Source organism: Pseudophaeobacter sp. (genome assembly GCF_048267565.1).
GTDB lineage: Bacteria > Pseudomonadota > Alphaproteobacteria > Rhodobacterales > Rhodobacteraceae > Pseudophaeobacter > Pseudophaeobacter profundi.
This window is the reverse complement of record NZ_JBLWXG010000010.1, coordinates 73,709-99,540: the sequence shown is the minus strand read 5'-3', so window position 1 is coordinate 99,540 and position 25,832 is coordinate 73,709. Positions and strand designations below refer to the sequence as shown.

At 60.1% G+C, this 25,832-nt stretch carries 27 protein-coding genes; 20 read left to right on the top strand and 7 right to left on the bottom strand.

The genetic code is table 11. The features are described from left to right. Positions 1–127 precede the first annotated feature (127 nt). The 8 genes from ffh to rimM all read left to right on the top strand — a co-directional run bounded on the left by ffh (position 128) and on the right by rimM (position 5,399). Positions 128–1,657, top strand: coding sequence for a signal recognition particle protein (gene ffh / locus ACN0VH_RS17740; protein ID WP_278924066.1), 1,530 nt, complete (start codon positions 128–130; stop codon positions 1,655–1,657). Position 1,658: 1 nt separating this feature from the next. Beyond that, positions 1,659–2,201 carry a GNAT family N-acetyltransferase gene (locus ACN0VH_RS17735; RefSeq protein ID WP_278924065.1) on the top strand — a complete coding sequence of 181 codons (543 nt, stop codon included), beginning with the start codon at positions 1,659–1,661 and terminating at the stop codon, positions 2,199–2,201. Further along, the gene (locus ACN0VH_RS17730) at positions 2,198–2,725 is read left to right on the top strand and encodes a GNAT family N-acetyltransferase (protein WP_278924064.1); all 528 of its coding nucleotides are present in this window, start codon (positions 2,198–2,200) and stop codon (positions 2,723–2,725) included. Before ACN0VH_RS17735 ends, ACN0VH_RS17730 begins: the two co-directional genes overlap by 4 nt. Further along, a complete protein-coding gene (locus tag ACN0VH_RS17725; RefSeq protein WP_278924063.1) occupies positions 2,722–3,324 on the top strand; it encodes a GNAT family N-acetyltransferase in 603 nt (200 codons plus the stop codon). Before ACN0VH_RS17730 ends, ACN0VH_RS17725 begins: the two co-directional genes overlap by 4 nt. Continuing rightward, the gene (locus ACN0VH_RS17720; protein WP_417701630.1) at positions 3,317–3,643 is read left to right on the top strand and encodes a chorismate mutase; all 327 of its coding nucleotides are present in this window, start codon (positions 3,317–3,319) and stop codon (positions 3,641–3,643) included. Before ACN0VH_RS17725 ends, ACN0VH_RS17720 begins: the two co-directional genes overlap by 8 nt. 41 nt (positions 3,644–3,684) lie before the next feature. Continuing rightward, entirely contained in the window at positions 3,685–4,041 is a 357-nt protein-coding gene (rpsP, locus tag ACN0VH_RS17715) for a 30S ribosomal protein S16 (RefSeq protein ID WP_232404945.1), read from the top strand. Positions 4,042–4,045: 4 nt separating this feature from the next. Further along, the gene (gene bluB / locus ACN0VH_RS17710; protein WP_417701627.1) at positions 4,046–4,723 is read left to right on the top strand and encodes a 5,6-dimethylbenzimidazole synthase; all 678 of its coding nucleotides are present in this window, start codon (positions 4,046–4,048) and stop codon (positions 4,721–4,723) included. A 148-nt stretch (positions 4,724–4,871) separates the two neighbouring features. Beyond that, positions 4,872–5,399: a ribosome maturation factor RimM gene (rimM, locus tag ACN0VH_RS17705; RefSeq protein ID WP_417701625.1), complete on the top strand. Its 528-nt coding sequence runs from the start codon at positions 4,872–4,874 to the stop codon at positions 5,397–5,399. Between the two features lie 97 nt (positions 5,400–5,496). On the opposite strand, the gene ACN0VH_RS17700 is transcribed toward rimM, so the two are convergent. Beyond that, entirely contained in the window at positions 5,497–6,540 is a 1,044-nt protein-coding gene (locus ACN0VH_RS17700; RefSeq protein ID WP_417701623.1) for an aminoglycoside phosphotransferase family protein, read from the bottom strand. Between the two features lie 55 nt (positions 6,541–6,595). On the opposite strand from ACN0VH_RS17700, the gene trmD reads away from it, so the two are divergent. From trmD to ACN0VH_RS17675, 5 genes are all read left to right on the top strand, one after another. Continuing rightward, positions 6,596–7,435 carry a tRNA (guanosine(37)-N1)-methyltransferase TrmD gene (gene trmD / locus ACN0VH_RS17695; RefSeq protein WP_417701621.1) on the top strand — a complete coding sequence of 280 codons (840 nt, stop codon included), beginning with the start codon at positions 6,596–6,598 and terminating at the stop codon, positions 7,433–7,435. A gap of 112 nt (positions 7,436–7,547) precedes the next feature. After that, on the top strand, positions 7,548–9,005 hold the full coding sequence (locus ACN0VH_RS17690) for a M20 family peptidase (RefSeq protein WP_417701619.1): 1,458 nt from the start codon (positions 7,548–7,550) through the stop codon (positions 9,003–9,005). Between the two features lie 283 nt (positions 9,006–9,288). Continuing rightward, positions 9,289–9,663, top strand: coding sequence for a 50S ribosomal protein L19 (gene rplS / locus ACN0VH_RS17685; RefSeq protein WP_232404938.1), 375 nt, complete (start codon positions 9,289–9,291; stop codon positions 9,661–9,663). 11 nt (positions 9,664–9,674) lie between these two features. Beyond that, positions 9,675–9,896, top strand: a complete 222-nt coding sequence (gene rpmE, locus ACN0VH_RS17680; RefSeq protein WP_278924056.1) for a 50S ribosomal protein L31 — start codon at positions 9,675–9,677, stop codon at positions 9,894–9,896. Between the two features lie 239 nt (positions 9,897–10,135). Then, positions 10,136–10,945 (top strand): division plane positioning ATPase MipZ, encoded by an 810-nt coding sequence (locus ACN0VH_RS17675; protein WP_278924055.1) that lies wholly within the window; start codon positions 10,136–10,138, stop codon positions 10,943–10,945. A gap of 29 nt (positions 10,946–10,974) precedes the next feature. On the opposite strand, the gene ACN0VH_RS17670 is transcribed toward ACN0VH_RS17675, so the two are convergent. Both ACN0VH_RS17670 and ACN0VH_RS17665 read right to left on the bottom strand, forming a co-directional pair. Next, positions 10,975–12,225, bottom strand: a complete 1,251-nt coding sequence (locus ACN0VH_RS17670; RefSeq protein WP_278924054.1) for an adenylate/guanylate cyclase domain-containing protein — start codon at positions 12,223–12,225, stop codon at positions 10,975–10,977. Positions 12,226–12,260: 35 nt separating this feature from the next. Then, the gene (locus ACN0VH_RS17665; RefSeq protein WP_417701616.1) at positions 12,261–12,734 is read right to left on the bottom strand and encodes a MarR family winged helix-turn-helix transcriptional regulator; all 474 of its coding nucleotides are present in this window, start codon (positions 12,732–12,734) and stop codon (positions 12,261–12,263) included. A 69-nt stretch (positions 12,735–12,803) separates the two neighbouring features. Between ACN0VH_RS17665 and hmgA the strand changes: the two genes are divergently transcribed. From hmgA to maiA, 6 genes are all read left to right on the top strand, one after another. Then, entirely contained in the window at positions 12,804–14,159 is a 1,356-nt protein-coding gene (gene hmgA, locus ACN0VH_RS17660) for a homogentisate 1,2-dioxygenase (protein ID WP_278924052.1), read from the top strand. 134 nt (positions 14,160–14,293) lie between these two features. Continuing rightward, the gene (gene fahA, locus ACN0VH_RS17655; RefSeq protein ID WP_278924051.1) at positions 14,294–15,556 is read left to right on the top strand and encodes a fumarylacetoacetase; all 1,263 of its coding nucleotides are present in this window, start codon (positions 14,294–14,296) and stop codon (positions 15,554–15,556) included. 69 nt (positions 15,557–15,625) lie between these two features. Further along, the gene (locus tag ACN0VH_RS17650) at positions 15,626–16,576 is read left to right on the top strand and encodes an MBL fold metallo-hydrolase (RefSeq protein WP_278924050.1); all 951 of its coding nucleotides are present in this window, start codon (positions 15,626–15,628) and stop codon (positions 16,574–16,576) included. 172 nt (positions 16,577–16,748) lie between these two features. Further along, positions 16,749–18,362: an FAD-dependent oxidoreductase gene (locus ACN0VH_RS17645; RefSeq protein WP_278924049.1), complete on the top strand. Its 1,614-nt coding sequence runs from the start codon at positions 16,749–16,751 to the stop codon at positions 18,360–18,362. 6 nt (positions 18,363–18,368) lie between these two features. After that, the gene (locus tag ACN0VH_RS17640) at positions 18,369–18,590 is read left to right on the top strand and encodes a DUF2783 domain-containing protein (protein ID WP_417701612.1); all 222 of its coding nucleotides are present in this window, start codon (positions 18,369–18,371) and stop codon (positions 18,588–18,590) included. Next, complete coding sequence (gene maiA / locus ACN0VH_RS17635; RefSeq protein WP_278924047.1) at positions 18,583–19,224, top strand: maleylacetoacetate isomerase; 642 nt, start codon at positions 18,583–18,585, stop codon at positions 19,222–19,224. Before ACN0VH_RS17640 ends, maiA begins: the two co-directional genes overlap by 8 nt. A 4-nt stretch (positions 19,225–19,228) precedes the next feature. On the opposite strand, the gene ACN0VH_RS17630 is transcribed toward maiA, so the two are convergent. After that, the gene (locus tag ACN0VH_RS17630) at positions 19,229–20,167 is read right to left on the bottom strand and encodes a DMT family transporter (RefSeq protein WP_278924046.1); all 939 of its coding nucleotides are present in this window, start codon (positions 20,165–20,167) and stop codon (positions 19,229–19,231) included. 114 nt (positions 20,168–20,281) lie between these two features. After that, positions 20,282–22,459 (bottom strand): Hint domain-containing protein, encoded by a 2,178-nt coding sequence (locus ACN0VH_RS17625; protein ID WP_417701609.1) that lies wholly within the window; start codon positions 22,457–22,459, stop codon positions 20,282–20,284. A gap of 301 nt (positions 22,460–22,760) precedes the next feature. On the opposite strand from ACN0VH_RS17625, the gene ACN0VH_RS17620 reads away from it, so the two are divergent. Further along, a complete protein-coding gene (locus ACN0VH_RS17620) occupies positions 22,761–23,546 on the top strand; it encodes a maleate cis-trans isomerase family protein (RefSeq protein WP_417701607.1) in 786 nt (261 codons plus the stop codon). Positions 23,547–23,648: 102 nt separating this feature from the next. On the opposite strand, the gene ACN0VH_RS17615 is transcribed toward ACN0VH_RS17620, so the two are convergent. Beyond that, positions 23,649–24,908 (bottom strand): ABC transporter permease, encoded by a 1,260-nt coding sequence (locus ACN0VH_RS17615; RefSeq protein ID WP_278924043.1) that lies wholly within the window; start codon positions 24,906–24,908, stop codon positions 23,649–23,651. Then, entirely contained in the window at positions 24,905–25,825 is a 921-nt protein-coding gene (locus ACN0VH_RS17610; protein WP_278924042.1) for an ABC transporter permease, read from the bottom strand. The genes ACN0VH_RS17615 and ACN0VH_RS17610 overlap by 4 nt, the downstream gene beginning before the upstream one ends. Between the last annotated feature and the right edge of the window lie 7 nt (positions 25,826–25,832).

Sequence of the window (25,832 nt, the reverse complement as noted above, 5' to 3'; positions counted from 1 at the left end):
CCGTGGGGGCAATTCTGTTTGGATTGCTCTCGCATTGACACGCCGCCTAGGGGCAATTGCGCATGGGCGGCCCGCTCATTACATAGGGGCTGTCTGGTTTTATCGTCGGCAAAGGAGGCCGTAAGCCATGTTTGAAAATCTATCCGAACGGCTTTCCGGGGTCTTTGACCGGCTGACCAAACAGGGTGCCCTGTCTGAAGAAGATGTCAAAACCGCCCTGCGCGAAGTGCGTGTTGCCCTGCTAGAGGCCGATGTTTCGCTGCCGGTGGCGCGTGATTTTGTCAAGAAAGTCCAGGAACAGGCCACGGGCCAATCGGTGACCAAATCGGTGACACCGGGCCAGCAGGTTGTGAAAATCGTCCATGACGCGTTGGTTGATGTACTGCGCGGCGATGCAGATCTTGGCACGCTCAAGGTGGACAGCCCGCCTGCGCCGATCCTGATGGTAGGCCTGCAGGGCTCTGGTAAGACCACCACCACCGGTAAACTGGCCAAACGGCTGAAGGAAAAAGACGGCAAGCGCGTGCTCATGGCCTCGCTCGATGTTTATCGCCCGGCGGCGATGGATCAGTTGGCGGTGCTGGGTGCGCAGATTGGCGTCGACACCCTGCCCATCGTGCCCGGCCAGCAGCCGGTAGATATCGCCAAGCGCGCCAAGCAGCAGGCGGCCTTGGGCGGCTATGACGTCTATATGCTGGATACCGCTGGCCGGTTGCATATCGACGAAACCCTGATGCAAGAGGTCGAAGACGTCCGCAATGTGGTTAGCCCCCGCGAAACCCTGCTGGTGGTCGATGGGCTGACCGGCCAGGTCGCGGTTGAGGTCGCGGAAGAGTTCGACGCCAAGATCGGCATCTCCGGCGTGGTGCTCACCCGGATGGATGGCGACGGGCGCGGCGGTGCCGCGCTGTCGATGCGCGCGGTGACCGGCAAGCCGATCCGCTTTGTCGGCCTTGGCGAAAAAATGGACGCCATCGAAACCTTCGAACCCGAACGGGTCGCAGGCCGCATCCTTGGCATGGGCGACATCGTGGCGCTGGTCGAAAAGGCCCAGGAAACCATCGAGGCCGAACAGGCCGAACGCATGATGAAGCGCATGATGAAGGGTCATTTCAACATGAATGACCTGAAGATGCAGCTGGAACAGATGCTGCAGATGGGCGGCATGGAAGGCATGATGTCGATGATGCCCGGCATGGGAAAAATGGCCAAACAGGTGCAGGACGCAGGCATGGACGACAAGGTGGTCAAACGCCAGATCGCCATGATCCAGTCGATGACCAAGAAAGAGCGCGCCAACCCCGCGCTGCTGCAGGCCAGCCGCAAGAAACGCATTGTCGCCGGCGCTGGCATGCAGGTTTCCGACCTCAACAAGCTTCTGAAAATGCACCGGCAGATGTCGGACATGATGAAGAAGATGGGCAAGATGGGCAAAGGCAAGATGCTGAAGCAGGCCATGAAAGGCATGCTCGGCAAAGGCGGCGGCATGGGCGACATGGCGGGCATGGACCCCAGCCAAATGGACCCCAAGGCGCTGGAAGCGGCGGCCAAAGCCATGGGCGGCGGCAAGGGAATGCCCGGTGGCCTGCCCGGGCTTGGTGGCCTCGGCGGCATGGGGCTGCCCGGCGGGCTCTCTGGCTTTGGCAAAAAGAAATAACATGATCCAGGTTCCCACCATAGAGACTCAGCGCCTTATGCTGCGCCTGCCTGCGTTGAGAGATTTCGAGCCGCTCTGCGCCTTCTATGCCTCACCGCGCGCCGACTTTGTCGGTGGGCAGATGCCGCCGGACAAGGTCTGGCGCCATCTGGCACTGGAAATCGGCCACTGGCAGATGCGGGGCTATGGCCGCTGGACGCTTGTTGAAAAAGAAACCGGCAAACCTGCAGGCATCATCGGCTTGTGGAACCCCGAAGGCTGGCCAGAGCCAGAAATCGGCTGGGACCTGTTTGAAGGTTTTGGCGGCAAGGGCTACGCCACCGAGGCAGCCACCGCCGCCCGCACCTTTGCGTATGACACTCTGGGCTGGACCACAGCTATCAGCCTGGTTGCACCCGAGAACCATGCCTCGCGAAAAGTCGCGCAGCGCCTGGGTGCCAGCCGGGACGGCGATTTCAGCCACGTCCGACTAGGCTCTCTGGAGGTCTGGCGCCACATGAGCCCGGATGATCTCGCCAGTGGCGGCATGGAGAGCTATGCATGAACGCGATCTCCCTGCCCATTCCGGTGATTGAAACCGAACGCCTGACCCTGCGTGCGCCGCAGCTGGACGATCTGCAAGCCATGATCGCCTTTTTTGCAACGACACGCAGCCACATGGTGGGCGGTCCCCGCGATGCCATGGGCAGCTACACATCGCTTGTGTCACGGCTGGGTCATTGGGTGCTCAACGGCTATGGTTTGTGGCATATCGTCGAAAAAACTTCGGGCACCTTTGTCGGATGGACCGGCATGATCTTTGCCCCTGGCTGGTCTGAACCGGAACTGGGCTGGACCCTGTTTGAACCAGCGGAAGGCAAGGGATACGGCTTTGAGGCGGCAGCGGCAGCCCGCAGCCATGCGGCGCAACACCAGGGTCTGAACGGTGTGATCAGCTATATCGCCCATGCCAATGGTCGTTCAATGGCACTGGCGGAACGGCTTGGCGCCCGCTTTGAGCGCGAGTCAGAGCTGCTGGGCAAGCCCTGTCAAATTTGGCGTCACCCCAGACTGGAGGCCGCGGCATGAGCCTAAGCATCCCAGTGATCGAGACCCAGCGTCTGGTGCTACGCGGCCCCGAGGCGTCGGATTACCCCGATTTTGAGGCCACCTTTGCCTCTTACCGCGCGCGCTTCATGGGCGGGCCGCTGAACGCTTATGAATCCTGGATGCTCTATGCGGCCGAAATAGGCCATTGGCAGATTCACGGTTTTGGCATGTGGATGATCCACGACAAGGTGACGGATGAAACCTACGGCATGGCCGGCGGCTGGATGCCCGCTGGCTGGCCCGAGCGCGAGATCGCCTGGATCATCTGGCCGGATGCAGCAGGGCGCGGCTATGCGCTAGAGGCCACGAATGCGGCCCGCAGCTATTTCTACAACACCCTGGGCTGGGACACTGCGGTCAGCTATCTTGACCCCAAGAACCTCGACTCGATCCGCCTGGCGGAACGGCTTGGCGCGGTAAAAGACCACGCGGCCCACACCATTGACGGCAATGACGCGGTCTATCGCCACCCCAGCCCGCAGGCGCTGCCGGGCAGCCAGATCGCGCATGGCATTGAAATGGAAATCAGCCACTACGCCGACCCCCTGTTCAAACCAAAAGGATGGGCCCTTGACTGATCACAACACCACAGCCAGTGCCGATCTCGACGATGTGGCGCGCGCAGCAGAAATTCTCGCCGGTCACCGCGAAAGCATCGACCGGCTTGATGCAATCCTCGTCTATACTCTGGGCGAGCGTTTTAAACACACACAGGCCGTTGGTCAGCTGAAAGCTGAACATGACCTGCCGCCTTCGGATCCGACCCGCGAAGGCACGCAGATCGCACGGCTGGAAGATTTGGCAAAACGGGCCAACCTGGACCCCGATTTCGCCAAGGCTTTCCTGAACTTCATCATTCAGGAAGTCATCAGACACCACAAGAAACACCAGGAATAACAGGGATATCCCTGTCAACGCCATCAAAGGAGACTTACCCCATGGCTATCAAACTTCGTCTGGCCCGTGGCGGCTCGAAAAAACGCCCCTTCTACCGCATCGTAGCTGCTGACAGCCGCATGCCACGTGACGGCCGTTTTGTTGAAAAGCTCGGCACCTACAACCCGCTGCTGCCCAAAGACAGCGAAGAGCGCGTGAAAATGGACATGGAGCGCGTTCAGTACTGGCTCGACCAGGGTGCTCAGGTCACCGACCGTATCGCCCGTATGCTGGAAGCGGCTGGCGTGCGCGAAAAGACCGAGCGCTCCAACCCTAAAAAGGGTACTCCTGGCAAGAAAGCCCAGGCACGCGCTGAAGAAAAAGCAGCCAAGGCAGCCGCACCCGCCGACGCGGAATAAAGCAATGGACTCGCGGGACCTGCCCCCAAGCGGGCACAGCCAAGAGCCCCCTGAGGGCGCTTTTGACTCCGGGTTCCGCGACCAGCTTGACCTGTTGATGCGGATGCGGCGCGATGTGCGCCGCTTCCGCAAAGATCCGGTTGACGAGGCAGTGCTGGCGCGCTGCCTCAAGGCCATCCAGCAGGCCCCCTCGGTGGGGCTGAGCGAACCCTGGCGCATTCTGCGCATCGACAGCGATGCCGCCCGCGATGCCGCCCTGCGAAATTTTGAACAGGCCAATGCCGCCGCCCTGGAAGGATATTCCGGCGATCAGGCAACCCGCTATGCCGGGTTGAAACTGTCCGGCATGCGCGAGGCCCCGGTACAGCTGGCTGTGTTCTGCGATGACGAAACCAACCAGGGCCACGGGCTTGGTGCTGCCACCATGCCTGAAATGCGGCGCTATTCGGTGGTCTGCGCCGTGACCCTGTTCTGGCTCTCTCTGCGGGCCGAAGGCCTGGGGCTGGGCTGGGTCTCGGTGCTGGATCCAGATCAACTGGCCCGCGATCTTGCCGTCCCTGCCGACTGGCAATTGATTGGTTATTTCTGCATTGGCTGGCCACAGGAACTGGCCGACAGCCCCGAGCTGGAGCGCCTGGGCTGGGAAAGCCGCTGCGCCGCCCTGCCGATCGAGACGCGCTAGCGCATGGGACGTCTGATCCGCCTTGTAATTTTTGTTGCGATCGCCTTTACCTCTGGCATTCTATTCGAGCGCAGCCATCAAAAGGACCTATGCGCAACGTCTGGCGGCCAATGGGTGCGCGCCGGATACTGCGCAGGAGAGTGACCCAATGAGCGACCCCAAAACACCCCCTGCAAACGATCTGATCTGTGTTGGTGCCATTGCCGGGTCCTACGGCATACGCGGCGAAGTGCGCCTCAAGAGTTTTTGCGCTATCCCCGACGAGATTGAACGCTATTCGCCGCTCAGCAATGAAGATGGCAGCCAGCACTTCAGCCTGTCGCTGATCCGGGCCGTCAAAGGCGGCTTTACCGGGCGTATCGGCGGAGTAGACACAAAGGAACAGGCTGATGCCCTGAAAGGGCTGCGCCTGTTCACCAGCCGCTATCAATTGCCGAGCCTGCCCAGCGACGAATATTACCATGCCGATCTGATAGGGGTGGCGGTTTATGATACCGGCGGTGTCCTGTTGGGCAGGGTGAAATCGGTGCAGAACCACGGCGCCAGCGATCTGCTGGAATTGCAGGGCGAAGGCCTGAAAGGCACCGTCTTTCTGCCCTTCACCCTGGCAGCCGTGCCCACAGTCGATCTAGAGCAGGGCCGCATCATCGCCGACCCGCCAGAAGGGCTGTTCTAGCGGTTTCAGCATTGATTTGCAGTCACGTGACAAGCGAACCCAGTTGATTTCGCACATTTTGGATGCGCGAAACCGGCGGCCACTTTTGCGCGACATGCTAGTCGGTCTCTTCGGCCAGAAGCGCGTCAAAGACGGCAACAAACGCATCAGCACGCCGAAGCGCTTTCACGTCCAGCGGTTGCGGCTTTTTGGTCAGCAGAGACCAGGAAGTAAAAAGGCGTAGCGCAAAGAAGAACCGGAACACCGGGTCATCCACCAGATTGGCGCCATAGCCATCCTGAAAGGCCGCCCAGTCCTCTTTGGCGACCAGCCCATAGCCGGGTTCGCGCCCATCCTTTGCCAAATGATCCGGACAGTTTGCCAGCCAGATCGAGGCCAGATCCCGCTGCGGGTAGGTCTCTTTATGGTTGGAGAAGTCAATGAAAGAGACCATGCTATCGGTCATCAGCATATTGCGCAGATGCAGGTCTCCATGTTCGACCGCACCGATAAAAGACTGTTGCCGCGCCCGCCGCGCCGCGCGATGCAAAAAGGCGCAGAGGCCAAGAAATCTATTTGGCTTGGGCACGGCCAATTGCCCGCCGCGTACCGCCTGGGCGCGGGTAGAAACCTGGGTCAGAAATGACTTGGGCCAGAATTGCCGCTCTCCGACCTCGGAAACCCGATGCAGCGCCGCCACTGCCTGGCCTATCTGTCGCAAGACAGCGCCGCGCGCGCCAAACCCATAGTCACTCGCCTCAAGCCTGCGGAATGCGGTATCGCCTGGGGCAAAGGCCATCAGGTAATAGGGGTTTTGCGGATCTTCCCACAGAATAGCCGGTGCCGACACCCCAGACAACGGGCGCAAACCCTCTACCGCTGACCGGTGCCGCGCCAGGACATTGGCAAACCTGGGCGACCGCTCTGCGTCGAAATCCGCGCGCAGCACAAACCGGTCCCCGTCCGGAAGCCTGACCTCTACAACACTGCGGTGGCCCTGTCGGCGACTGTTAACCTGCAATCTGCGAAAGGTGGCACCCGCCTCAGGCAGCCCGACACTGGTCGCTGCCCTGGGCCACAGGGCCTCGGCGCGCGCCTGCGCCTCCTGGCCCGCATCGACGCCAGATCCGTCAGCGGGATCAAGCGGGTTTTCCAAATTCATCAAAACACCTAAGCTTTGTATTGCGCGCAAATCTATCTGAACTAAACACGGTTGCATGAGTACACCAAACAAATCCCATGGCCGCAAGGCGATCCGCCCCTCCCTGAAGCCGCGTGAGCTGATGACGCCAACACCTGATCTGGTCGGCGTATGGAAGGCCAAGATCCTGACGCTGTTCCCCACGGCCTTTCCTGGCGTTCTGGGCGAGAGCCTCACCGGCAAGGCGCTGCAGGAAGGGCTGTGGCAGCTGGAAACGGTCGATCTGCGGGAATTTGGCCTGGGCAAACATCGTAACGTCGATGACACCCCGGCAGGCGGTGGCGCGGGCATGGTGCTGCGAGCTGATGTGTTGGGCAATGCCATCGACCACGCCATGCAGGACACCACCGCGCCAAAGGGCGGCAACTGGCCGCTGATCTACCTGACCCCGCGCGGCAAACCGATGGATCAGGCGATGATGCAAAGCCTGGCGCGCTGTGATGGCATGACGCTGCTCTGCGGTCGTTTTGAAGGGGTCGATGAACGGGTGCTGGAACACTACAACATCCAAGAGGTCTCGCTCGGGGATTTTGTCATGACTGGCGGAGAGCTGGCCGCCCAGGCGCTGATCGACGCCACCGTACGCCTGATCCCCGGTGTGCTGGGCAATCAGGCCTCGACCGAAGAAGAAAGCTTTTCCTCTGGCCTGTTGGAGCATCCGCAATATACCCGCCCCGCCGAATGGCAGGGCCGGAAGATCCCCGACGTGCTGATGTCCGGCCATCACGGCAAGGTTGCGGAATGGCGCCAGAAGATGTCCGAAGAGATCACCCGCACCCGCCGTCCCGATCTGTGGCAGGCGCATGAGGCCAAGACACCGCCAAAAACACCCAGAGGCAAAGACAGAGCCAAGTGACGCCTCGTCAACCGGGACAGTGGCGGCTCCTCTGGGCAAGATGGTCAGATCACGTGACTGATTGGCAGGCCTCTGGTGACACTGCGAGGCATTTACACACAGGAGATTTCTGATGCTTCGTATTTTGCTGCGCATTCTGGCCGGGTTGTTTGTGCTGATCCTGGTACTTGGGGCGGTGCTGACCATCAATACGATGCGCTACACCCCACCCGAGGCCACTGCCACAGCCAATAGCTTTGCCCTGGGGGCCGATACTGTTGCGGCCACTGAAATCCTGTCGCAGGCGGTGCAGTTTGAAACCGTGTCTGACGATCTGACCCGGCCCGATTTTGCCGCCTTCCTGCAGTTTCTGGAACAAAGCTACCCGGTCGTTCATGCCACCATGAGCCGCGAGGTGCTGGCCGCGCAGACGCCACTGTACAAATGGCAGGGCAGCGATAGCAGCCTGCAACCCGTGCTCTTGGCGGCGCATTACGATGTGGTGCCGATCCCGCCCGGATCGCTGCAGCACTGGGATCACGCGCCCTTTGCCGGCACTGTGGCGGATGGTTTTGTCTGGGGGCGGGGCACGCTCGACAACAAGGGCGCACTGGTTGCCATGCTCAGCGCTGCCGAACATATGATCCAACAGGGGTTCACGCCCAAACGCACCGTCTATTTCAGCTTTGGCGGCGATGAAGAAATCGGCGGTGATGGTGCCAAGGCAGTGGCTGAACATCTGACAGCCCAGGGCGTACAGCTGGCCTGGGCCCTGGATGAGGGTTCTTTTGTGCTGGACAAGATCATCCCCGGCCTGACTCAGCCGGTGGCCAGCATCAACCTGTCGGAAAAGGGCTATGTGACACTGGATTTGGTAGCGACATCTCCCGGTGGGCATTCCTCTATGCCACCGCGCGTCACGGCGGTGGGGCGTATTGCCCGCGCGGTAGATCGGCTGCAGGCAAACCCGGTTCCCGGTGGGCTGAACGGAATTTCAGAAGAATTCTTTGATGCGCTTGGGCGCTACTTTCCCATCGACAAACGCGTGATCTTTGCCAATCGCTGGCTGTTCAACCCGGTACTGGAAGGCATCCTGTCCGGCGCGCCGTCAACCGACGCAATGCTGCGCACCACCACCGCCCCCACCATGCTGTCAGGATCAAGCAAGGAAAACGTGCTGGCCGCCAAGGCGACTGCCACCGTCAACTTTCGCATTCATCCGCGCGACAGCGTCGACAGTATTGTCGAACATGTCCGCACCACCATCGATGACCCAGAGATCGAGATCCGGCTGGATCCCAGCTTTGCCAGTGCCGCCTCGCCGGTCTCTGCCTCGGATGGGCCGGGCTATCTGGACATCAAGGACGCCATTTTTGCCGCCTTTGGTCCGCTCGCCACCGTGCCCGGCCTGACCATTGCCGCAACCGATGCGCGCCACTACGCCCAGGCCGCCGATGCAGCCTATCGGATCAATCCCTTCAAGATCGACGGCAGCGATCTGAAGCGGTTTCACGGTATCAACGAACGGCTTTCGGTCGAGAACCTGGAAACTGGCATCAACTTCTTTGGTGCGCTGCTGCAAAAGCAGTAAAACAAAGGTCTCTGACCGCTCTGTGCCCTTGATCCAGGGGCGCATATCGCCTACAGACCGCCTACTTGGATTCGCTTTTCGTGTCTCCGAGTCGTTGGTGATTGGACTGCACGACCCTGCCTGGCCTTCTTCGGCCCCTGTAGCGCAGCCCGAACCAACAGCTTAAGCGAACGGACGACCTAACCTCTGGCGGGCTGCAATGCGGGACCCGGTGAAGACCAAGAGCTCTGAGGACGCGCAAAACTTCGTGGAAAAAACCACGAGCAAAATAGGAGAAGATCAGATGAACCTGATCGCACAGCTGGAGGCGGAACAAGTTGCCGCCCTGGGGAAAGACATCCCCGATTTCAAAGCCGGTGATACCATCCGCGTCGGTTACAAAGTGACCGAGGGCTCGCGCTCGCGTGTTCAGAACTACGAAGGCGTTTGCATCAGCCGTAAAAACGGTTCGGGCATCTCCGGGTCGTTCACCGTGCGCAAAATTTCCTTTGGTGAAGGCGTGGAACGTGTGTTCCCCCTGCATTCCACCAATATCGACAGCATCGCCGTCGTGCGTCGTGGCCGCGTGCGTCGCGCCAAACTGTACTACCTGCGCGCCCTGCGCGGTAAGTCCGCACGGATCGCTGAAGATTCACACTACAAAGCCAAAAAGGCCTGAGGAGCGGTATCATGAAAAAAGATATTCACCCCGATTACCACTTCATCGACGTCAAAATGACCGATGGCACCATTCTGAAGATGCGCTCCACCTGGGGCAAAGACGGCGACCAGATGTCGCTGGACATCGATCCCACAGTGCACCCTGCCTGGACCGGTGGTAACACCCGTCTGATGGATGCCGGCGGCCGCGTCTCCAAGTTCAAAAAGAAATACGAAGGCCTGGGCTTCTAAGCACCCAAAGCTTTTGGTTTTCAGAAATGCCGCTCCTCTCGGGGGCGGCATTTTTTTGTCACCAGCCCTGTTTCGCCACATCGCGGTTCAACGCCCCCGCCAGCCCGTCAAATGAGATCTATATCAGGCCCTAACTTGGGGCTTTGGCCGCATTTGAGCGCTTTTCATTGATTCGCCCCGACTCTATAGTCGCGCCAACAACAGGCCCGCGTAGCGCGGCGAACCAAAGGGACAAAAAGATGGCGCATATCATAGTCGTCGGTAACGAAAAGGGCGGCGCAGGCAAGTCCACCGTCTCTATCCATGTGGCAACAACCCTGGCCCGCATGGGGCATAAAGTGGCCGCCCTCGATCTCGACCTGCGGCAGCGTTCCCTGGGGCGCTATCTGGAGAACCGCAAGGAATTCATGACCAAGGCGGCGCTGGACCTGCCGCTGGTGGAACTGCACGAACTTCCCGAGATCGACGCCGACAGCCTGCAGCCGGGCGAAAACGTCTACGATCATCGCCTGTCGGCCGCCGTATCCAGCCTGGAACCGGACAATGATTTCATTCTGATCGACTGTCCGGGATCGCACACACGGTTGAGCCAGGTGGCCCACTCATTGGCCGATACCCTGATCACCCCGCTGAACGACAGCTTTGTTGATTTTGACCTTCTGGCCCATACCGACCAGAAGGGCGAAAAGATCACGGGCCCCTCGGTCTATTCAGAGATGGTCTGGAATGCCCGCCAGCTGCGCGCCCAGGCTGGCCTCAAGCCCATCGACTGGGTGGTGATCCGCAACCGGGTTGGCACCCAGCGCATGGTCAACAAGGAAAAGATGGAACGCGCCATCAACATGCTGTCAAAGCGCATCGGCTTTCGCGTGGCCCCCGGCTTTTCCGAGCGGGTGATCTTCCGCGAGTTGTTCCCGCGTGGCCTGACGCTGCTTGACCTCAAGGATATTGGCATCAAGCAGCTGAACATTTCCAACATCGCCGCCCGGCAAGAGCTGCGCGACATGATGAAAGCCGTGAACCTGCCCGGTGTGGAAATCGATATCTAGCCTCGGCAGGTACAAACGCAGTTCAGAGCCTAATCCCTGGCATGCGGCGCCAGGGATGGCATGGCGTCATGTGGTCGGTAGATGGTAAACAGCTCCATCGGTTCACTGACTCCGCGCAGCATATAGCGCCCAAGGGAAACCATGTCATGCGCACCGCCAGCGGCCGCACGCTGTACCACCTGCGAGAAAATCAGGTTCTGGCCCACCGATCGGTGCATGTCGGCAATCCGGGCGGTTTGATTGACGGCGGGGCCGATCACAGTGAAATCCAGCCGATTTTCTGCACCGATATTCCCATACAGAATACGCCCGGCATGCAGGGCCAGCGTCCAATCGGCAACCGGTAGCCCGCTTGCCGCGCGTTCTTCATTGCGCAGGCTGATCCGGCGAGACAGCTCTGCCGAGGCGTCCAGCGCCGCCTTCGCATCCTCCTCCAGGGAGCCAAGGTTGAACATACCCAGCACCCCATCACCAAGGAACTTCAGGATATTGCCGCCATGGGCATGTGTCGTTTCAACCGCGATACCAAAATAGTCGTTCAGCATTTCGATCAGCGCAGGCCCCGGCAGCTCTCCGGCGAGGCTGGTAAAGCCTTTCAGGTCGAACAGGCCAATCACCGCATCGATCTCATTTGACGATCCGCGCTGAAATTCCCCCGAAAGCACCCGCACCCCCGGATCGCGGCCCAGATAGGTTTGCAACAGGTCACTGGCCATCTGCCGGTTTGAAATCGATTTCAATGCCAGCCCCAACACCGGATAAAGCGCCTGGATCAGCGCCTTGTCCTGGTCTGAGAACCCGCCGACACGATCACAGGTCCAGGAGGCCAGAACCCCTTCCGGTGGGGCATTGGGATCAGCGACAGTGTTATCTTCGGTAAAGCGCAAGGCCAGGGCCAGATATTCGCTTGCCCCCTGATCCTTGAGCTCTTGCAGCAGGGGGTGCCGGGTCAGCAACGGGCCAGTCAGATCAGACTGAAACACATCAATGTTGCGCTCCAGCAGCTGATAAAAGGGGCTTCTGAGCCAGGCCTCGCGCGGGGTTTGGCGCCGTTCATAGTGTTCATGGCTGATGCCGCCGCTGCGGGTCCAGTTATAGCCAATGCCGCCAAACTTCGGGTGGTAGGCCCGCTGTGCCAGGTGGAACCGCCAAAGCGGCACGCCCTGTTCCACCAGTTTTTCGCAAAAGGTGTTCAGGAGCTCCTGGCGGCCACTGCTGCGCAATCCGAGCTCGATCAACCAGGGGATCAACTCTGCCGTTCTTGCATCCACACTGTCCATGCTGGCTCTACCTCTTTGTCATTCGCCCGCAGGCTTCAATCCCGATCTCGCTCTGGCGCGCTAGAAACTGGCTCTTCTATTGATGCCAGCTTGCGCAGCATGCGCCGCAGCAAAGCGACCTCTTGCGGGTCAAAGCGTGCCGCCAGCTGGGCGTCATAGCTCTGTGCCTCGGCGCGCAGATCACGATAGGCTGCTTCGCCCGCAGGCGTAAGCCGCAAATGTTCTGCTCGGCGATCCTTTTCATCCCGGCTGCGCGACACAAAGCGGCGTTCCGCCAATTTGGCCACCGCGCGGCTGATCTTGGTCTTGTGGATCTTGGCCCGCTGGCCAATTTCCTTGGCCGTCATCTGGCCAAACACCCCCAGATGAAACAGCACCCGCCATTCATTGCGCAGCATGCCATAGCGATTCTTGTAATGCGCCTGAAAAGCCAGCGAAGCATCCTCGGCAGCGCGGTTCAGCAAGAAGGGTAGAAAATCCTGCAGCGAAAAATCATCTTTTTCAGTCATGGTATACTCCTCACCCTTGTTAGTTACAAAAACAACTATTAATTCGGCAAGAAGAAAAGGAGCGTCGACATGAACAAAGCTGCGGATTCACACCCACTGACTCAGGCCCCCTCACTTGCTGGCCCGCATGAAGGTTACTTGCCCGGTTTTGGCAATGATTTTGAAAGTGAAGCCCTGCCCGGCGCATTGCCGCAGGGGATGAACAGCCCTCAGAAATGCAACTACGGCCTTTATGGCGAGCAGCTCTCGGGCACCGCGTTCACCGCCAACCCACCCGAGCGGACATGGTGCTATCGCATCCGCCCCTCGGTGAAACATTCGCATCGCTATACCAAGATCGACCTGCCCTATTGGAAATCCGCCCCCTGTATCGACCCGGATCTGGCCAGCCTTGGCCAGTATCGCTGGGATCCGGTGGCCCATGACGGGCAAAAACTGACCTGGCTGACCGGCATGAAAACCATGACCACCGCCGGGGATGTGAACACCCAGGTCGGCATGGCCACCCATGTCTATCTGGTGACAGAAAGCATGCAGGACGCCTATTTCTTTTCGGCCGATTCCGAAATGCTGGTGATCCCTCAGGAAGGCCGCCTGCGCTTTGCCACCGAGCTGGGTATTATTGATGTGGAACCGCAGGAAATCGCCATCATTCCGCGCGGCCTGGTCTATCGCGTCGAAGTGCTGGACGGCCCGGCTCGCGGCTTTGTCTGCGAAAATTACGGGCAAAAATTTGAACTGCCCGGCCGTGGCCCGATTGGTGCCAATTGTCTGGCAAACCCGCGTGACTTCAAGGCGCCCGTCGCGGCCTTCGAAGACCGCGAAACCCCATCAAGCCTGACAATGAAATGGTGCGGGCAGTTCCATGAGACACAGATCGCACAATCGCCGCTGGATGTGGTCGCCTGGCACGGCAACTATGCACCCTACAAATATGATCTGAAGACCTATTGCCCGGTGGGTGCAATCCTGTTCGATCACCCGGATCCGTCGATTTTCACCGTGCTGACCGCGCCTTCGGGCGTGCCAGGAACGGCCAATATCGACTTTGTGCTGTTCCGTGATCGCTGGATGGTGGCCGAAAACACCTTCCGTCCGCCTTGGTATCACAAGAACATCATGTCCGAACTGATGGGCAATATCTATGGCCAGTATGACGCCAAGCCAGAGGGCTTCATCCCCGGCGGCATGAGCCTGCACAATATGATGATCCCGCATGGGCCGGACAAAGACGCCTTTGAAGGGGCGTCCAATTCCAACCTCGGCCCGGAGAAGCTGGCAAATACCATGTCCTTTATGATTGAAACCCGTTTCCCGCAGCATCTGACCGAATTCGCCGCCAAGGAAGCCCCGATGCAGGATGACTACATCGAGTGCTGGAGCGACATCGAGAAGAAATTCGACGGCACGCCCGGTATGAAATAGGCTGCGGGTAGACCAAGAACAAACAGAAGGGGGCGCTGCCCCCCTCTGGGCCCTTTCGGGGCCCATTCACCCCCGGAGGTATTTCCGGAAAGATGAAATGAGATCTGCGGATCTTGCAACCGACTGGAGGCTCTATGCCGCTTCTGAAATCCTGGGTGAGCTCGGCCAATGATGCCGCACACCCCTTTCCCTTGAACAACCTGCCCTATGGTGTGTTTTCGACCAAAGAGAGTGATCCGCGTTGTGGCGTGGCGATTGGTGATATGATCCTGGATTGCCAGGCCGCCGAAGAAGCCGGTTTGCTGCAGCTGGCGGACTATCCGCTGTTTGAGATGCCCTTCTGGAACGAGATGATGGAAGAAGGGCCAGCGGTCTGGGCTGCCCTGCGGGAACGGCTGACAGCGCTGTTGGCCGAAGGCGCGGCCGAGCAGGCCAAGCTGGAGCCGCTGTTGACGGCCCAGGCAGAGGCCGAGCTGCACATGCCGTTGGCCGTGGCAGAATATACCGATTTTTATGCCGGTATGCAGCACGCCAAAAACATGGGGGCGATCCTGCGGGGCTCCCCGGATCTGCCCGCCAACTGGTTGCACATTCCCATTGGTTATAATGGGCGCGCCTCCTCTGTTGTGGTCTCCGGCACGCCGATTCACCGCCCCAATGGCCAGACCAAGGCGCCGGACGCCGAGATGCCATCCTTTGGGCCGACCAAACGTCTGGACATCGAGCTGGAGATGGGTGCCATTGTTGGCACCGGATCTGAATTTGGCCAGCCCATCACCGTCGATGAAGCCGATGCGATGATCTTTGGCTATGTGCTGCTGAACGACTGGTCGGCCCGCGATATTCAGGGCTGGGAATACCAGCCGCTTGGCCCGTTCCAGGGCAAGGCCTTTGGCACCTCGATTTCGCCCTGGATCGTCACCGCTGCGGCGCTGGAAAGCTTCCGTGCCCCGACCCCGGCCCGCGAGAAAGAGCTGCTGCCCTATCTGAATGGCAGTAAGGACGGCCTGTATGACATCGAGTTGGAAGTTCTGATGCAGCCCGAAGGCGCGGCGACGGCCTCTTCCATTGCCAAGACCAACTACAACCGGATGTATTACTCGGCGGCGGAGCAGCTGTGTCATCATGCTATTGGTGGCTGCGAGATGAACACAGGCGACCTGCTGGGCTCTGGCACCATTTCGGGCGCCGAGCGGTCCGAGTTCGGTTCGCTCATGGAGCTGAGCTGGGCCGGGCGCGAGCCTTTTACCCTAGAAACTGGCGAAAGCCGTGGCTTCATCGAGGATGGCGACACTCTGACGCTGCGCGGCAATGCCCGAGGTGATGGCTTTACCATCGGGTTTGGCGATTGCACGGGCCAGATCCTGCCGGCCAAGGTCTGGCCTCCGGTTGCCTGACGGCAGGCCGATTAGATATTTGTCAGCGGCGGGTTCACCGCCCCTGACCCGTGACAAAAGGATAGAGACATGGCCAAGGCATTTGCGTCCCAAGGGGACATGAGCGAAAAGAAAATCACCTTTAGCGAAGTGGGCAAGGACATCTATGCCTTCACCGCCGAGGGCGATCCCAACTCTGGCGTCATCATCGGCGATGAGAGCGTGATGATTATTGAGGCCCAGGCGACCCCCCGTCTGGCCAACAAGGTGATCGAATGCGTGCGCTCGGTGACCGACAAACCCATCAGCCATGTGGTGCTGACCCACTATCACGCTGTGCGGGTGCTGGGGGCCTCGGCTTTTGGTGCTGGTCAGGTGATCATGGGCGATGCCGCCCGCGCCATGGTGGTGGAACGGGGCCAGGAAGACTGGGACAGCGAATTCCAGCGTTTCCCGCGCCTGTTTGAAGGCCACGAGAGCATTCCCGGCCTGACCTATCCCACCACCACCTTCAGCGAAGATATGACCGTCTATCTTGGCAATCGCCGCATCGACCTGATGCATCTGGGCCGCGCCCATACAGCGGGGGACATTGTGGTGCATGTGCCGGATGAGAACGTGATGTTCACCGGTGACATCGTTGAATACCACTCTGCCTGCTATTGCGGTGACGGTCACTTCAGCGACTGGGGGGATACCCTGGACAATATCGCGGCCTTTGACGTGGACGCCATTGCCCCCGGTCGCGGTGACGCGCTGGTTGGCAAGGAAATGGTCAACGCGGCGATTGAAAACACCCGCGATTTTGTGGAAAGCACCTATCGCCCTGCAGCACGGGTTGCCGCCCGCAACGGCACCCTGAAAGAGGCCTGGGATGCGGTGCGCGCCGAATGTGACCCCAAGTTCAAAGACTATGCCATCTACGAACACTGCCTGCCCTTCAACGTGGCCCGCGCCTTTGACGAGGCCCGAGGTATTGACACACCACGTATCTGGACCGCCGAACGCGATCTGGAGATGTGGGCCGCACTGCAGGGGTGAACGCCTCGCTGATGTGACAGCCTGCAACGGCGCGATTTGATCCAGATCGTACCGCCGGGCTGAAACATATGAGACGATAGGATGTCCTCCCGGCAGGGCTAGCTTGCCGGGACACAGAGACGTTGTGCCGATCAGATGATCAGGATTGGCACCCCCTTTGGGAGGAGACCAGATGAGCAAGATCTTTGAAATCCCGATGTATCCCTATGCCCGCCATGCGGATCAGGACAGTGCCGCCCCGGTCCGCCACCGCGTGGTGGTGGTTGGCGCCGGCCCGATTGGCCTGGCTGCGGGGATCGAACTGGCGCAGGAAGGTGTCGAGGTCGTGATCCTCGATGAAAACGACAAGGTGAGCTTTGGCTCGCGTGCCATCTGTTTTGCCAAACGACCACTAGAGATCCTTGATCGTCTGGGCTGTGGCCAGCCGATGATCGACAAGGGGGTGCTGTGGAACAAGGGCAAGGTCTTCTTTGATGACCGGCAGGTCTATGATTTTGACCTGCTGCCGGAAGCAGGCCATCAGCGCCCCGCCTTTATCAACCTGCAGCAGTATTACCTTGAAGCCTATCTGGTTGATCGAGTCCGCGAGCTGCAAGATCAGGGCGCACCAATCGAGATCCGCGGTCGCAACAAGGTCTCGGCCATCGGCACCCACCCCGACCATGTCACGCTGGAAATCGATACCCCCGAAGGCGCCTATAACCTGGAGGCAGACTGGCTGATCGCCTGTGATGGTGCCGGATCGCCGACCCGGCGCATGCTGGGGCTGGATTTTGTTGGCCGCATCTTTGAAGACAACTTCCTGATTGCCGATGTGGTGATGGAGGCCGATTTCCCGACCGAGCGCTGGTTCTGGTTTGATCCCCCCTTCAACAGGGGCCAATCAGCGCTGTTGCACAAACAGCCCGACGGTGTTTGGCGCATTGATCTGCAGCTGGGCTGGGATATCGACAAAGAGCGCGAGAAACGCCCCGAAAACGTCATTCCCCGTCTCAAGGCCATGCTGGGCGACGAGGTGGAATTTGAGCTCGAGTGGGTCTCTATCTACACTTTCCAATGCCGCCGGATGGAAGATTTCCGCCACGGTCGGGTGCTGTTTGCCGGCGATGCGGCGCATCAGGTCTCTCCCTTTGGAGCACGCGGTGCCAATTCCGGCCTGCAAGATACCGACAACCTGTGCTGGAAACTGAAACTGGTGATCGACGGCAAGGCCCCTGAGAGCCTGCTAGACAGCTATAACCTGGAGCGGGTGCAGGGTGCCGAGGAAAACATCCTCAACTCCAGCCGCTCTACCGATTTCATCACCCCCAAGTCAGAGATGTCGCGGCTGTTGCGCGATGCGGTGCTCGACCTCAGCGAGCACTATGCCTTTGCCCGCCCATTGGTGAATTCCGGTCGCCTGTCACAGCCCTGCACCTATGATGGATCGCCGCTGAATTCGGCAGATGCCCTGACCGATGGACCAGAGCGCACCCGGCCAGGATCGGCCTGCCCCGATGCACCGCTGGGGGATGATTTCCTGCTGCCAAAGCTGGGTAATCAGTTTATCCTGCTGACCATCGACGCGGACGCGCCTGATGAAATTACCGAAGCAGGCCTCACCGTGAAACGTCTGGCTCTCTCGGTCAAGGATGACAAAACCGGGGCGCTGCAAGATCGCTATCTGGGCAAGGCCCCAAGCGGCGTCTACCTGATCCGGCCCGATCAGCATGTCGCGGCCCGCCGTCCCTCTTATGACGACAACCAATTCCGCGCCGCCCTGCGCCGCGCCGTTGGAAAGGAGTAACCCGAGATGTCTGATACAAAGCTGATCCTGGAGCCAAATATCAATTGCGCCGATGATTTCTACGCCGATCTGCTTGCCGCCCATGAGGGGCGGGATAAAGCCGATAGCGAGGCCTTCAACGCCCGGCTGATCCTGCTATTGGCCAATCACATTGGCGACACTGCGGTGCTGCAACAGGCGCTGGCCGCCGCCGCGCTGCCATCAGCCAAGGGAACCACGGATGTCTGAGGTGGTCCTCTATGACTACTGGCGCTCTTCGGCCAGTTATCGGCTGCGCATTGCGCTGAACCTTGCCGACATTCCCTATCGTGCCATCGCGGTGGACCTGGTCAAAGGCGAACACAAAAGCCCCGCCCATCTGGCGCGTAATCCACAGGGTCTGGTGCCGGTGCTGGATATCGACGGGCTGCGCCTGACCCAATCGCTGGCGATACTGGACTATCTGGATCAAACCCGCGATCTGGGCCTGCTGCCAAAGGATCCGGCGGCGCGGGCCCAGGCCCAGGCGCTGGCCCATAGCATTGCGGTTGATCTGCATCCGGTCTGCAATCTGCAGGTGGCCAAACAGGCCACTCTGCTATCCGATGGGGCCAAGGATATGCCCGGCCGCTGGATGCAGCATTTTATCCGCCCCGGATTGCAGGCCTTTGAACAGCTGTTGCAGGCCTATGACGCCGCGCCGTTCTGTACTGCAGACCGGCCTGGCCTTGCCGATATCTGCCTGATGCCGCAGCTCTATAATGCGCGTCGCTGGGAGGTCGATTTTTCCGATCTGCCACGGATCTGCACCGTAGAGGAAAGCTGCATCTCACACCCCGCCTTTGCGGCGGCCCACCCGGATGCGGTGAAGGAAGGTCACTAATCCTTCAGGGCGCATCGACGCCCCCGCGCCGCCTGTTCAGGATCTTTCTTGGCAGGCGGCCATCACTGACCACCAGGCCCAGACCGATCACCAGAAATCCCAGATAGGCCTCCTGCGGCAAGCGCTCGGCCAGCAGCACCGCCCCCAGGCTTACCGCAACGGGCGGGATCAGCAGGGTCACCAGCATCAGATTGGCCGAACCAGCCCGGCGCAATATCTCAAAATACAGCAGATAGGCCAGAGCCGTGGACAGCAACGCAATCCCCAGCAGCGCGCCCCAGGTTTCAGCGCCGAAATCAAACCGCGGCGGTCCATCAACATAGAGCGCCACCGGCAGCATCAAGACCGTGCTGCCCAATAGCATCCCCAGCGCATTCATCAGCGGTGGTTGCCCCGCCAGATGGCGCTTGCCCCAGACACTGGCCAGGGCATAGGACAGGGCGGCCCCCAGCACAGCAAGCTGGCCCAGGCTGCGCAAATCCAGATCGGCCAGGGCCGCAGGCCCCATGATCACCACAACCCCCAGCCCGCCCAGGGCCGCCCCGATGAGTTTTGCCGGTGTCAGTGGCTCATCCTTCAACAACAGCCCCGCTGCCACAGCGCCAAACATCGCCGTGGTCCCGTTCAAAATCGAGGCCAGCCCGCTTTCGATCTGGGTCTGCCCCCAGAAGATCAGCGAAAACGGCAGCGCGTTATTCAGCCCCCCCATGACAAGATAGGCCCGCCAGATCCGCCAATCTCTTGGCAGGGCAATCCGTTTGTAGCGCAGCACCAGACACAACAGTGGCAGGGCCAGGGTCACACGAAACAGGGTGATGGTCAGCGGCGGCAGTGCACGCAATGCGATCTCGGCAAAAAAGAACGATCCGCCCCAGACCAGCGCCAGCGCCGCCAGCAAGAACCCGGCAGTCAGATCAATTGCAGGAGAGGCAGGTTTGGTCACGGGGCGCGCTTTCTTCAACAAGGGGCAGAGAGACCCCAACCCTGCGGGGGAGCAGCGCGCAGCGCGACCCGTTTCCTGCGCATTTAGCCCCAGCGCCCAAGATTTCCCCCTGGATCACTGCGCCCCCTCAAGCGCACCTGTCAACGGGCCTGCAAAGCTCTGCAATATCTCCACCTCATAGGATTTCAGCGATGGACGGGCCGCGGCAAAGCGCTTGCCGATCAACGCCGCTTTGGGAAACAGGGCTAGGACCTCGGCCCGCTGCGCCGCCGCCATACCGGACAGCGTTTGCTCGCCGGGCTGAAAACTCTCGCTCCAGGCGCCATTGGCACAGATGATTTCATGGCTATCAAACAGCAGATGAATATAGGTCACCGAGCCAGGTTCGGCGCGTAGGATTGAGCGCCCATTCACCAGGCTCTGGGCGGCGGCCAGAACCTCTGCGGTGCCAAACAACATTTCTGCATGGGCGCCACTTAGCAACATGCGGTGCTGGGGCGACACAAGCAAATCCTGCTTGGGCTGGTTGTCCCCCAGGGCCCCCGCCATGATCCGCACCGGGCAAAACCAGGGTCGCGCAGCCAGATCCAGGGCATCAAGATGGCGCACCCCAACCCAGCGCACCCGCTGGACCCCGTGATCCAGCGTGCAAACCCGCGCCCCCTCTGTGATTTCTTCCACCGGGATCTGCCCAGCTGGGGTCAACACAAGGGTGCCGGGGGTGAAACAGGCCACCGTCTCTGGGATTACCTCTTCGATATTGGAAAACTTCAGGCTGCCTGTAACCTTGCCCGCGTCATCCAGAAAATCGACCCGGCCGGCCTCGCTATTCGCCGGGTCAAAGGTGACCGTGCTGCGCCCTGCACCGCGCAGGTCCAGCACATCGTGGTCATCGCCGCCCTCGCCGCCATCCACCAGATCGCCGCTGCCGCCAAAAATGATATCACGGTCATCACCGCCCTGCAGGGTATCTGCGCCGGTGCCACCGATCAGCCTGTCATTTCCGGTGCCGCCGACGATGCTGTCGTCATCCGCACCGCCATCCAGATGATCAGCCCCCGCGCCGCCATCCAGGCTGTCGCGGCCCGCATCGCCCAGCAGGGTGTCATCGCCGACGCCGCTGTTCATCCGGTCATCGCCAGTGCCGCCTTCGCCGTAAAACGATGACCCGGCCGAGCCCCCATCCAGGAAGTCATTGCCTTCATCCAGAAAGATCCGGTCGGAATCTTCATGCACGCCAATAAACACCAGGTCATTGCCTGCGCCGCCATGCATTTCGTCATTGCCCTGGCTGCCCGCCAGGGTGTCATTGCCCGCGCCGCCCCAGACAGTATCTGTGCCCTTGCTGCCGATCAGGGTATCGTTGCCGTCTTCGCCATAGATCAGGTCATCCTGGTCACGGCCAAAGACATGATCATCGCCAGCGCCCGCATAGATCAGGTCATTGCCATAGAGCCCTTCGAGCTTGTCATTACCCGCACCGCCATAAAGCGTATCGTCGCCCCAGCCGCCGCGCAGGGTATCATCGCCCTCACCGCCCTCGACGTAATCATTGCCATCGCCGGCCTCGATGGAATCGTCTCCATCCCCCGCAAGTACGGTGTCATTGCCATCGCCCGCCAGAATCGTGTCATCCTGAGAGCCATCCTGCGCATCGCTGTTGTCGACCCGGTCGCCTTCGGGATCGCCCAGATAGCTTGCATCGATCAGGTCATCACCGGCGGTGCCCTCAACCTGGTAATCCAGCGGTGGCGGGATAGAAAATGACAGATCCGAAATTCCCGCGCCGCCTGACTGCGGTGCATCAGCGCCATTTTCATAGGTCACCACCAGCGCCGAGATCGGCCCCTCCAGTGCCACGCCAATATCATCAGCACTGCTGCCCTCTGCCTCGATGGAAACGGTGCCATCCGGGTTTGTGGTGATGCTATGGTGGGTCACGCCGGTCAGGCCTGCGATTACTTCATCCGCCGGGACCAGTACACCAGAGGCATCCAAAATGCGCAGGGTGAACTTGTCGTCATGGCTGCTGCCAGAGGCATTCACATGCTGTAGATCAAAGGCAAGCTGGGTAATGGGATTGGAAAACCCATATTCCGCGGTGATCGGCCCGGTGACCCCGAAGGCGCCGAAATCCGAAACTGCGGTGCCGGACTGGCTGGCATCCCAGGCTGCAGCAGTAAAGCGCCCGGTGACCGTGGTACTCTGCCCCGCTTCGGACAGGGTGGTGCTGCCGTCTTCGGCGCTGCCACCTGCCCCGGTCAACCAGATTGCATTGTCTAAAACAGCCATGACGCCCTACCAAGCCCTTACCTGCACCTGCGGATCGCCTGCCAACACTGGCCTTGGGCCGGTGGGGATCTCCGCTTCAAGCCGTAGTTCTGTCATGAAAAAACGGTAGGGAGTCGGCCCAACTGGGGTAAATATATGGCGTTCAGGGCCAAAAGTGGTCTGCACCGCCCCGACCTGACAGGCAGTGCCCCTTGGGCAGCGAGCGCCAAACACAAAGCCCACCATCAGTTAGCAGCCTTGCAGTGGCGGCCAGAACCGGCAAAGCTGCGCCTCGCCTTTTCCCTACCAGGAGCCCAGCGCCATGCAGCACTTCCCATATCAGCTGACCGGACCAATCGGATCCGCCGCCACCTTTGGTCTGATTGTCCTGCAGGTGGATGAAACCATCGAGCAGGATTTTCGCCGCCTGTTTCCCAGTCGCGACATCGCGCTCTATGTCAATCGCATCCCGTCCGGCGCAGCGCTGACCCCGGAAACCATCGCCCAGATGGGACGCGACCTTCCCGCGGCGGCAGCGCTCTTGCCGCAGGGGGTAGCGTTTGATGTGGTCGCCTATGGCTGCACCTCTGGCACCACCCTGATTGGCCCCGACCGGGTGACTGATCTGGTGCAGGGCGCCCTGACCACCCGGCATGTGGCGCAGCCGCTTGGCGCAACGCTGGCCGCCTTTGCGGCGCTAGATCTGACCTCGATCGGGCTGGTTTCGCCCTATATAGACTCTGTTTCTGGTCCGATGCGCCAAACCTTTGAGACCGCAGGCCTTCAGGTGCCAAGCCTTCTGTCCTTTGGTGAAGAGGTCGAGGCCAATGTCGCCCGCATCGACCCTGCCTCGATCCATGCTGCCGCACTGCAGGTCGGCGCGGATCCATTGGTTCAGGCAGTGTTTCTCAGCTGTACCAATCTGCGCACATTGGACATCATTGACGATCTGGAGCAGCGCATCGGCAAACCCGTGATCAGCAGCAATCAGGCCCTGGCCTGGCATATGGCGCGGCTGTCAGGTGCACCCCTGGCCGCAGACGCACCAGGTGTTTTAACCAGCAAGCCTCTGGCCAGACCGCATCAGGGTGTCCTGCCCCCCATTTGATGCAGATGAATGCAAACCCCCCGCCCGACATCGCTGTCGGGCGGGGGGGGGATAATGCCACCCTGCACAGTGGCGCGCAGGAGGGGGCGTAGGGGCGCGGGCTCAGTCGCCATCGCCACTCAAAGTGCTGGGGGCAAAGGCGCCCCCAAAACCAGAGTCTTCCTCCGCAGGCTCAGCAGTGCCACTCTCGTCCTCACCCGACAGGGTACTGGGGGCAAAGACGCCACCAAAGCCAGAGTTGTTATCCGCAGGTTGAGACTGGGCTGGCGCTGTGCTGCCCTGCTCTGCCTCTTGCTGCTCGCGGCGCAGTTCGCGCTGGCGCTGCAACTCCTGGATACGCATCTCTGTCTCCAAGCGCTTTTGCTCCTGTACATCGGCGATACACTGCTGCGGGCTATAGACCGTTGCGGTCCCCACCACGACCACCGTCGCACAGGCCACGATCACCAGCGCCACCGCCGCCCAGTTGGAACTGAGAAAGCCGGGCAGTTTGAGGCGACCTGAGCTGAGCTCTTCGACGGTGGCCCCTTTGCGCGCCTCAAGCACCAGTTCCTTGCGACGGATATTGGCCTCGTTGAACAGCGCGGCAAAGACCGTCAGCAACACGATAATAAAGGCCAGCGCCGAAATCGCCGGGGTGATGCCATAGCGAACCTTTTGCGCCAGCTCGATGGTCAGAGTGGGATATTCGCCAAAGGTAAAGGTGGTGGTGTTGTAGTTCTCGAAACTCGCCAGGAAGGCCAGCACCGCAGCGCTTGCGATGGCGGGCTTCATGAAGGGCAGAAGAACCTTGCGAAAGGCCTGCGCATGGGTGGCACCCAGATCCAGCGCCGCCTCTGTCAGAGCAGCATCATAACGCTGCAGGCGCGCCACCAGCACCAGCATGCAGTAACTGGCAATAAAGGTGGATTGGCCAATCACCGTCAGGAACAGCCCATTGGACAGGAAACTATCCGCCCCCAGCCCCAGCATCCGGTTGATCCGGTCCCAGAACACCAGCGTCGAGATACCGATCACCACACCGGGCACCAGGATCGGCGCAATGATGATGGTGTAATAGGTCGCCCGCAGCTTGGGCCAGATCTGGGTCAGCATCAGGGCCCCAGCCAGCCCCATGGCCACCGACAGGATAACGGTGCCAAAGCCCACCATAACAGAGTTCTTGATACCGTTGAGGATCCGTTCGTCCTGAAACAGAGCCGAAAACCATTCAAAGGTCAGGCATTCCCAGGGGGTGGCACGGGGAAACTCGGGAGAGTTGAAGGCGGTGACCGACATGATCACCAAAGGCCCTAGCAGATAGGCAAAGAAGATCGCCAGATAGGCCCAGATGCTGAGGCGCATAAGAGAAAGGTTCTTCATTTGCCGATATCCCCCATGTTCACCTTGAACAGGCGCATCACTGCCAGCACCAGAAGGATACAGGTGACCAGCAGCACCACGGCATAGGCTGCGCCCTGTGGCCAGTCAGAGTTGTCGTTGAATTGCTGATAGATCAGCTGGGTAAACCAGAGAGAAGACGGCCCGCCCAGAATTTGCGGCGCCGCAAGTGCCCCGGCAGACAGCATGAACACCATGGTACAGCCCGAGCTAATCCCCGGTTTGGCATAGGGGATGACCACGCGGCGGTGGATCATCGGCCAGCTGGCCCCCATGTCGCGGGCAGCTTCGATCTGGTTGCGATCCAGGCTTTCGATCACGTTGTAGATCGGAAAGATCATCAACAGGATATAGGCATAGCCCAGCCCCGCATAAAGCGCGATATCGTTGCGGATGAAATCAAACGGGGTATCAAACACCCCAGCCGCGACCAGCAGATTGTTCAACACGCCGGTCTCGCCAAAGATAATACGCAGGGCAAAGGCGCGCAGGATCTCGTTGATCCAATAGGGAATGATCAGCATCAGCGCAAAGATGCGGATGTGATTGCCCTTGGTCTGAGCCAGGTAATAGGCGATTGGATAGCACAGGATCAGGTTGAAAATGGTGACAAAGATCGCCGCAATCAGGGTGCGGTAAAACACCTTCAGATCAACGGCATTATAGTCCTGACTGCCGCCTTCGGGGCCAAAGACCAGATATTTGTAGTTTTCCATCGTGTAGACGTCTTTTGGCCCGCCAATTTCTGGCGGCGGCAGGTTGGGCCGAAAAGAGAAGTCCAGCATCGACAGCTGCGGCAGGATGATCAGACCGATGGTCCAGAACAGCACCAACCCCAGCATCAAGGAGCCAATTCCCAGACCGTTGCGGTCAAAGAACTCTTTCAGGAAACGAGGCATCGCCAGT

Coding starts and splice junctions, on each gene's coding strand:
- ACN0VH_RS17690 (WP_417701619.1), top strand. CDS start 7,548: ATGCTTCGTATTTTGCTGCGCATTCTGGCCGGGTTGTTTGTGCTGATC.
- ACN0VH_RS17625 (WP_417701609.1), bottom strand. CDS start 22,459: ATGGCTGTTTTAGACAATGCAATCTGGTTGACCGGGGCAGGTGGCAGC.
- ACN0VH_RS17670 (WP_278924054.1), bottom strand. CDS start 12,225: ATGGACAGTGTGGATGCAAGAACGGCAGAGTTGATCCCCTGGTTGATC.
- trmD (WP_417701621.1), top strand. CDS start 6,596: ATGAGTACACCAAACAAATCCCATGGCCGCAAGGCGATCCGCCCCTCC.
- hmgA (WP_278924052.1), top strand. CDS start 12,804: ATGAACAAAGCTGCGGATTCACACCCACTGACTCAGGCCCCCTCACTT.
- ACN0VH_RS17700 (WP_417701623.1), bottom strand. CDS start 6,540: ATGAATTTGGAAAACCCGCTTGATCCCGCTGACGGATCTGGCGTCGAT.
- ACN0VH_RS17730 (WP_278924064.1), top strand. CDS start 2,198: ATGAACGCGATCTCCCTGCCCATTCCGGTGATTGAAACCGAACGCCTG.
- ACN0VH_RS17620 (WP_417701607.1), top strand. CDS start 22,761: ATGCAGCACTTCCCATATCAGCTGACCGGACCAATCGGATCCGCCGCC.
- bluB (WP_417701627.1), top strand. CDS start 4,046: ATGGACTCGCGGGACCTGCCCCCAAGCGGGCACAGCCAAGAGCCCCCT.
- ACN0VH_RS17645 (WP_278924049.1), top strand. CDS start 16,749: ATGAGCAAGATCTTTGAAATCCCGATGTATCCCTATGCCCGCCATGCG.
- rimM (WP_417701625.1), top strand. CDS start 4,872: ATGAGCGACCCCAAAACACCCCCTGCAAACGATCTGATCTGTGTTGGT.
- fahA (WP_278924051.1), top strand. CDS start 14,294: ATGCCGCTTCTGAAATCCTGGGTGAGCTCGGCCAATGATGCCGCACAC.
- ffh (WP_278924066.1), top strand. CDS start 128: ATGTTTGAAAATCTATCCGAACGGCTTTCCGGGGTCTTTGACCGGCTG.
- ACN0VH_RS17665 (WP_417701616.1), bottom strand. CDS start 12,734: ATGACTGAAAAAGATGATTTTTCGCTGCAGGATTTTCTACCCTTCTTG.
- ACN0VH_RS17650 (WP_278924050.1), top strand. CDS start 15,626: ATGGCCAAGGCATTTGCGTCCCAAGGGGACATGAGCGAAAAGAAAATC.
- ACN0VH_RS17610 (WP_278924042.1), bottom strand. CDS start 25,825: ATGCCTCGTTTCCTGAAAGAGTTCTTTGACCGCAACGGTCTGGGAATT.
- ACN0VH_RS17640 (WP_417701612.1), top strand. CDS start 18,369: ATGTCTGATACAAAGCTGATCCTGGAGCCAAATATCAATTGCGCCGAT.
- rpmE (WP_278924056.1), top strand. CDS start 9,675: ATGAAAAAAGATATTCACCCCGATTACCACTTCATCGACGTCAAAATG.
- ACN0VH_RS17725 (WP_278924063.1), top strand. CDS start 2,722: ATGAGCCTAAGCATCCCAGTGATCGAGACCCAGCGTCTGGTGCTACGC.
- rpsP (WP_232404945.1), top strand. CDS start 3,685: ATGGCTATCAAACTTCGTCTGGCCCGTGGCGGCTCGAAAAAACGCCCC.
- ACN0VH_RS17615 (WP_278924043.1), bottom strand. CDS start 24,908: ATGAAGAACCTTTCTCTTATGCGCCTCAGCATCTGGGCCTATCTGGCG.
- rplS (WP_232404938.1), top strand. CDS start 9,289: ATGAACCTGATCGCACAGCTGGAGGCGGAACAAGTTGCCGCCCTGGGG.
- ACN0VH_RS17675 (WP_278924055.1), top strand. CDS start 10,136: ATGGCGCATATCATAGTCGTCGGTAACGAAAAGGGCGGCGCAGGCAAG.
- ACN0VH_RS17735 (WP_278924065.1), top strand. CDS start 1,659: ATGATCCAGGTTCCCACCATAGAGACTCAGCGCCTTATGCTGCGCCTG.
- maiA (WP_278924047.1), top strand. CDS start 18,583: ATGTCTGAGGTGGTCCTCTATGACTACTGGCGCTCTTCGGCCAGTTAT.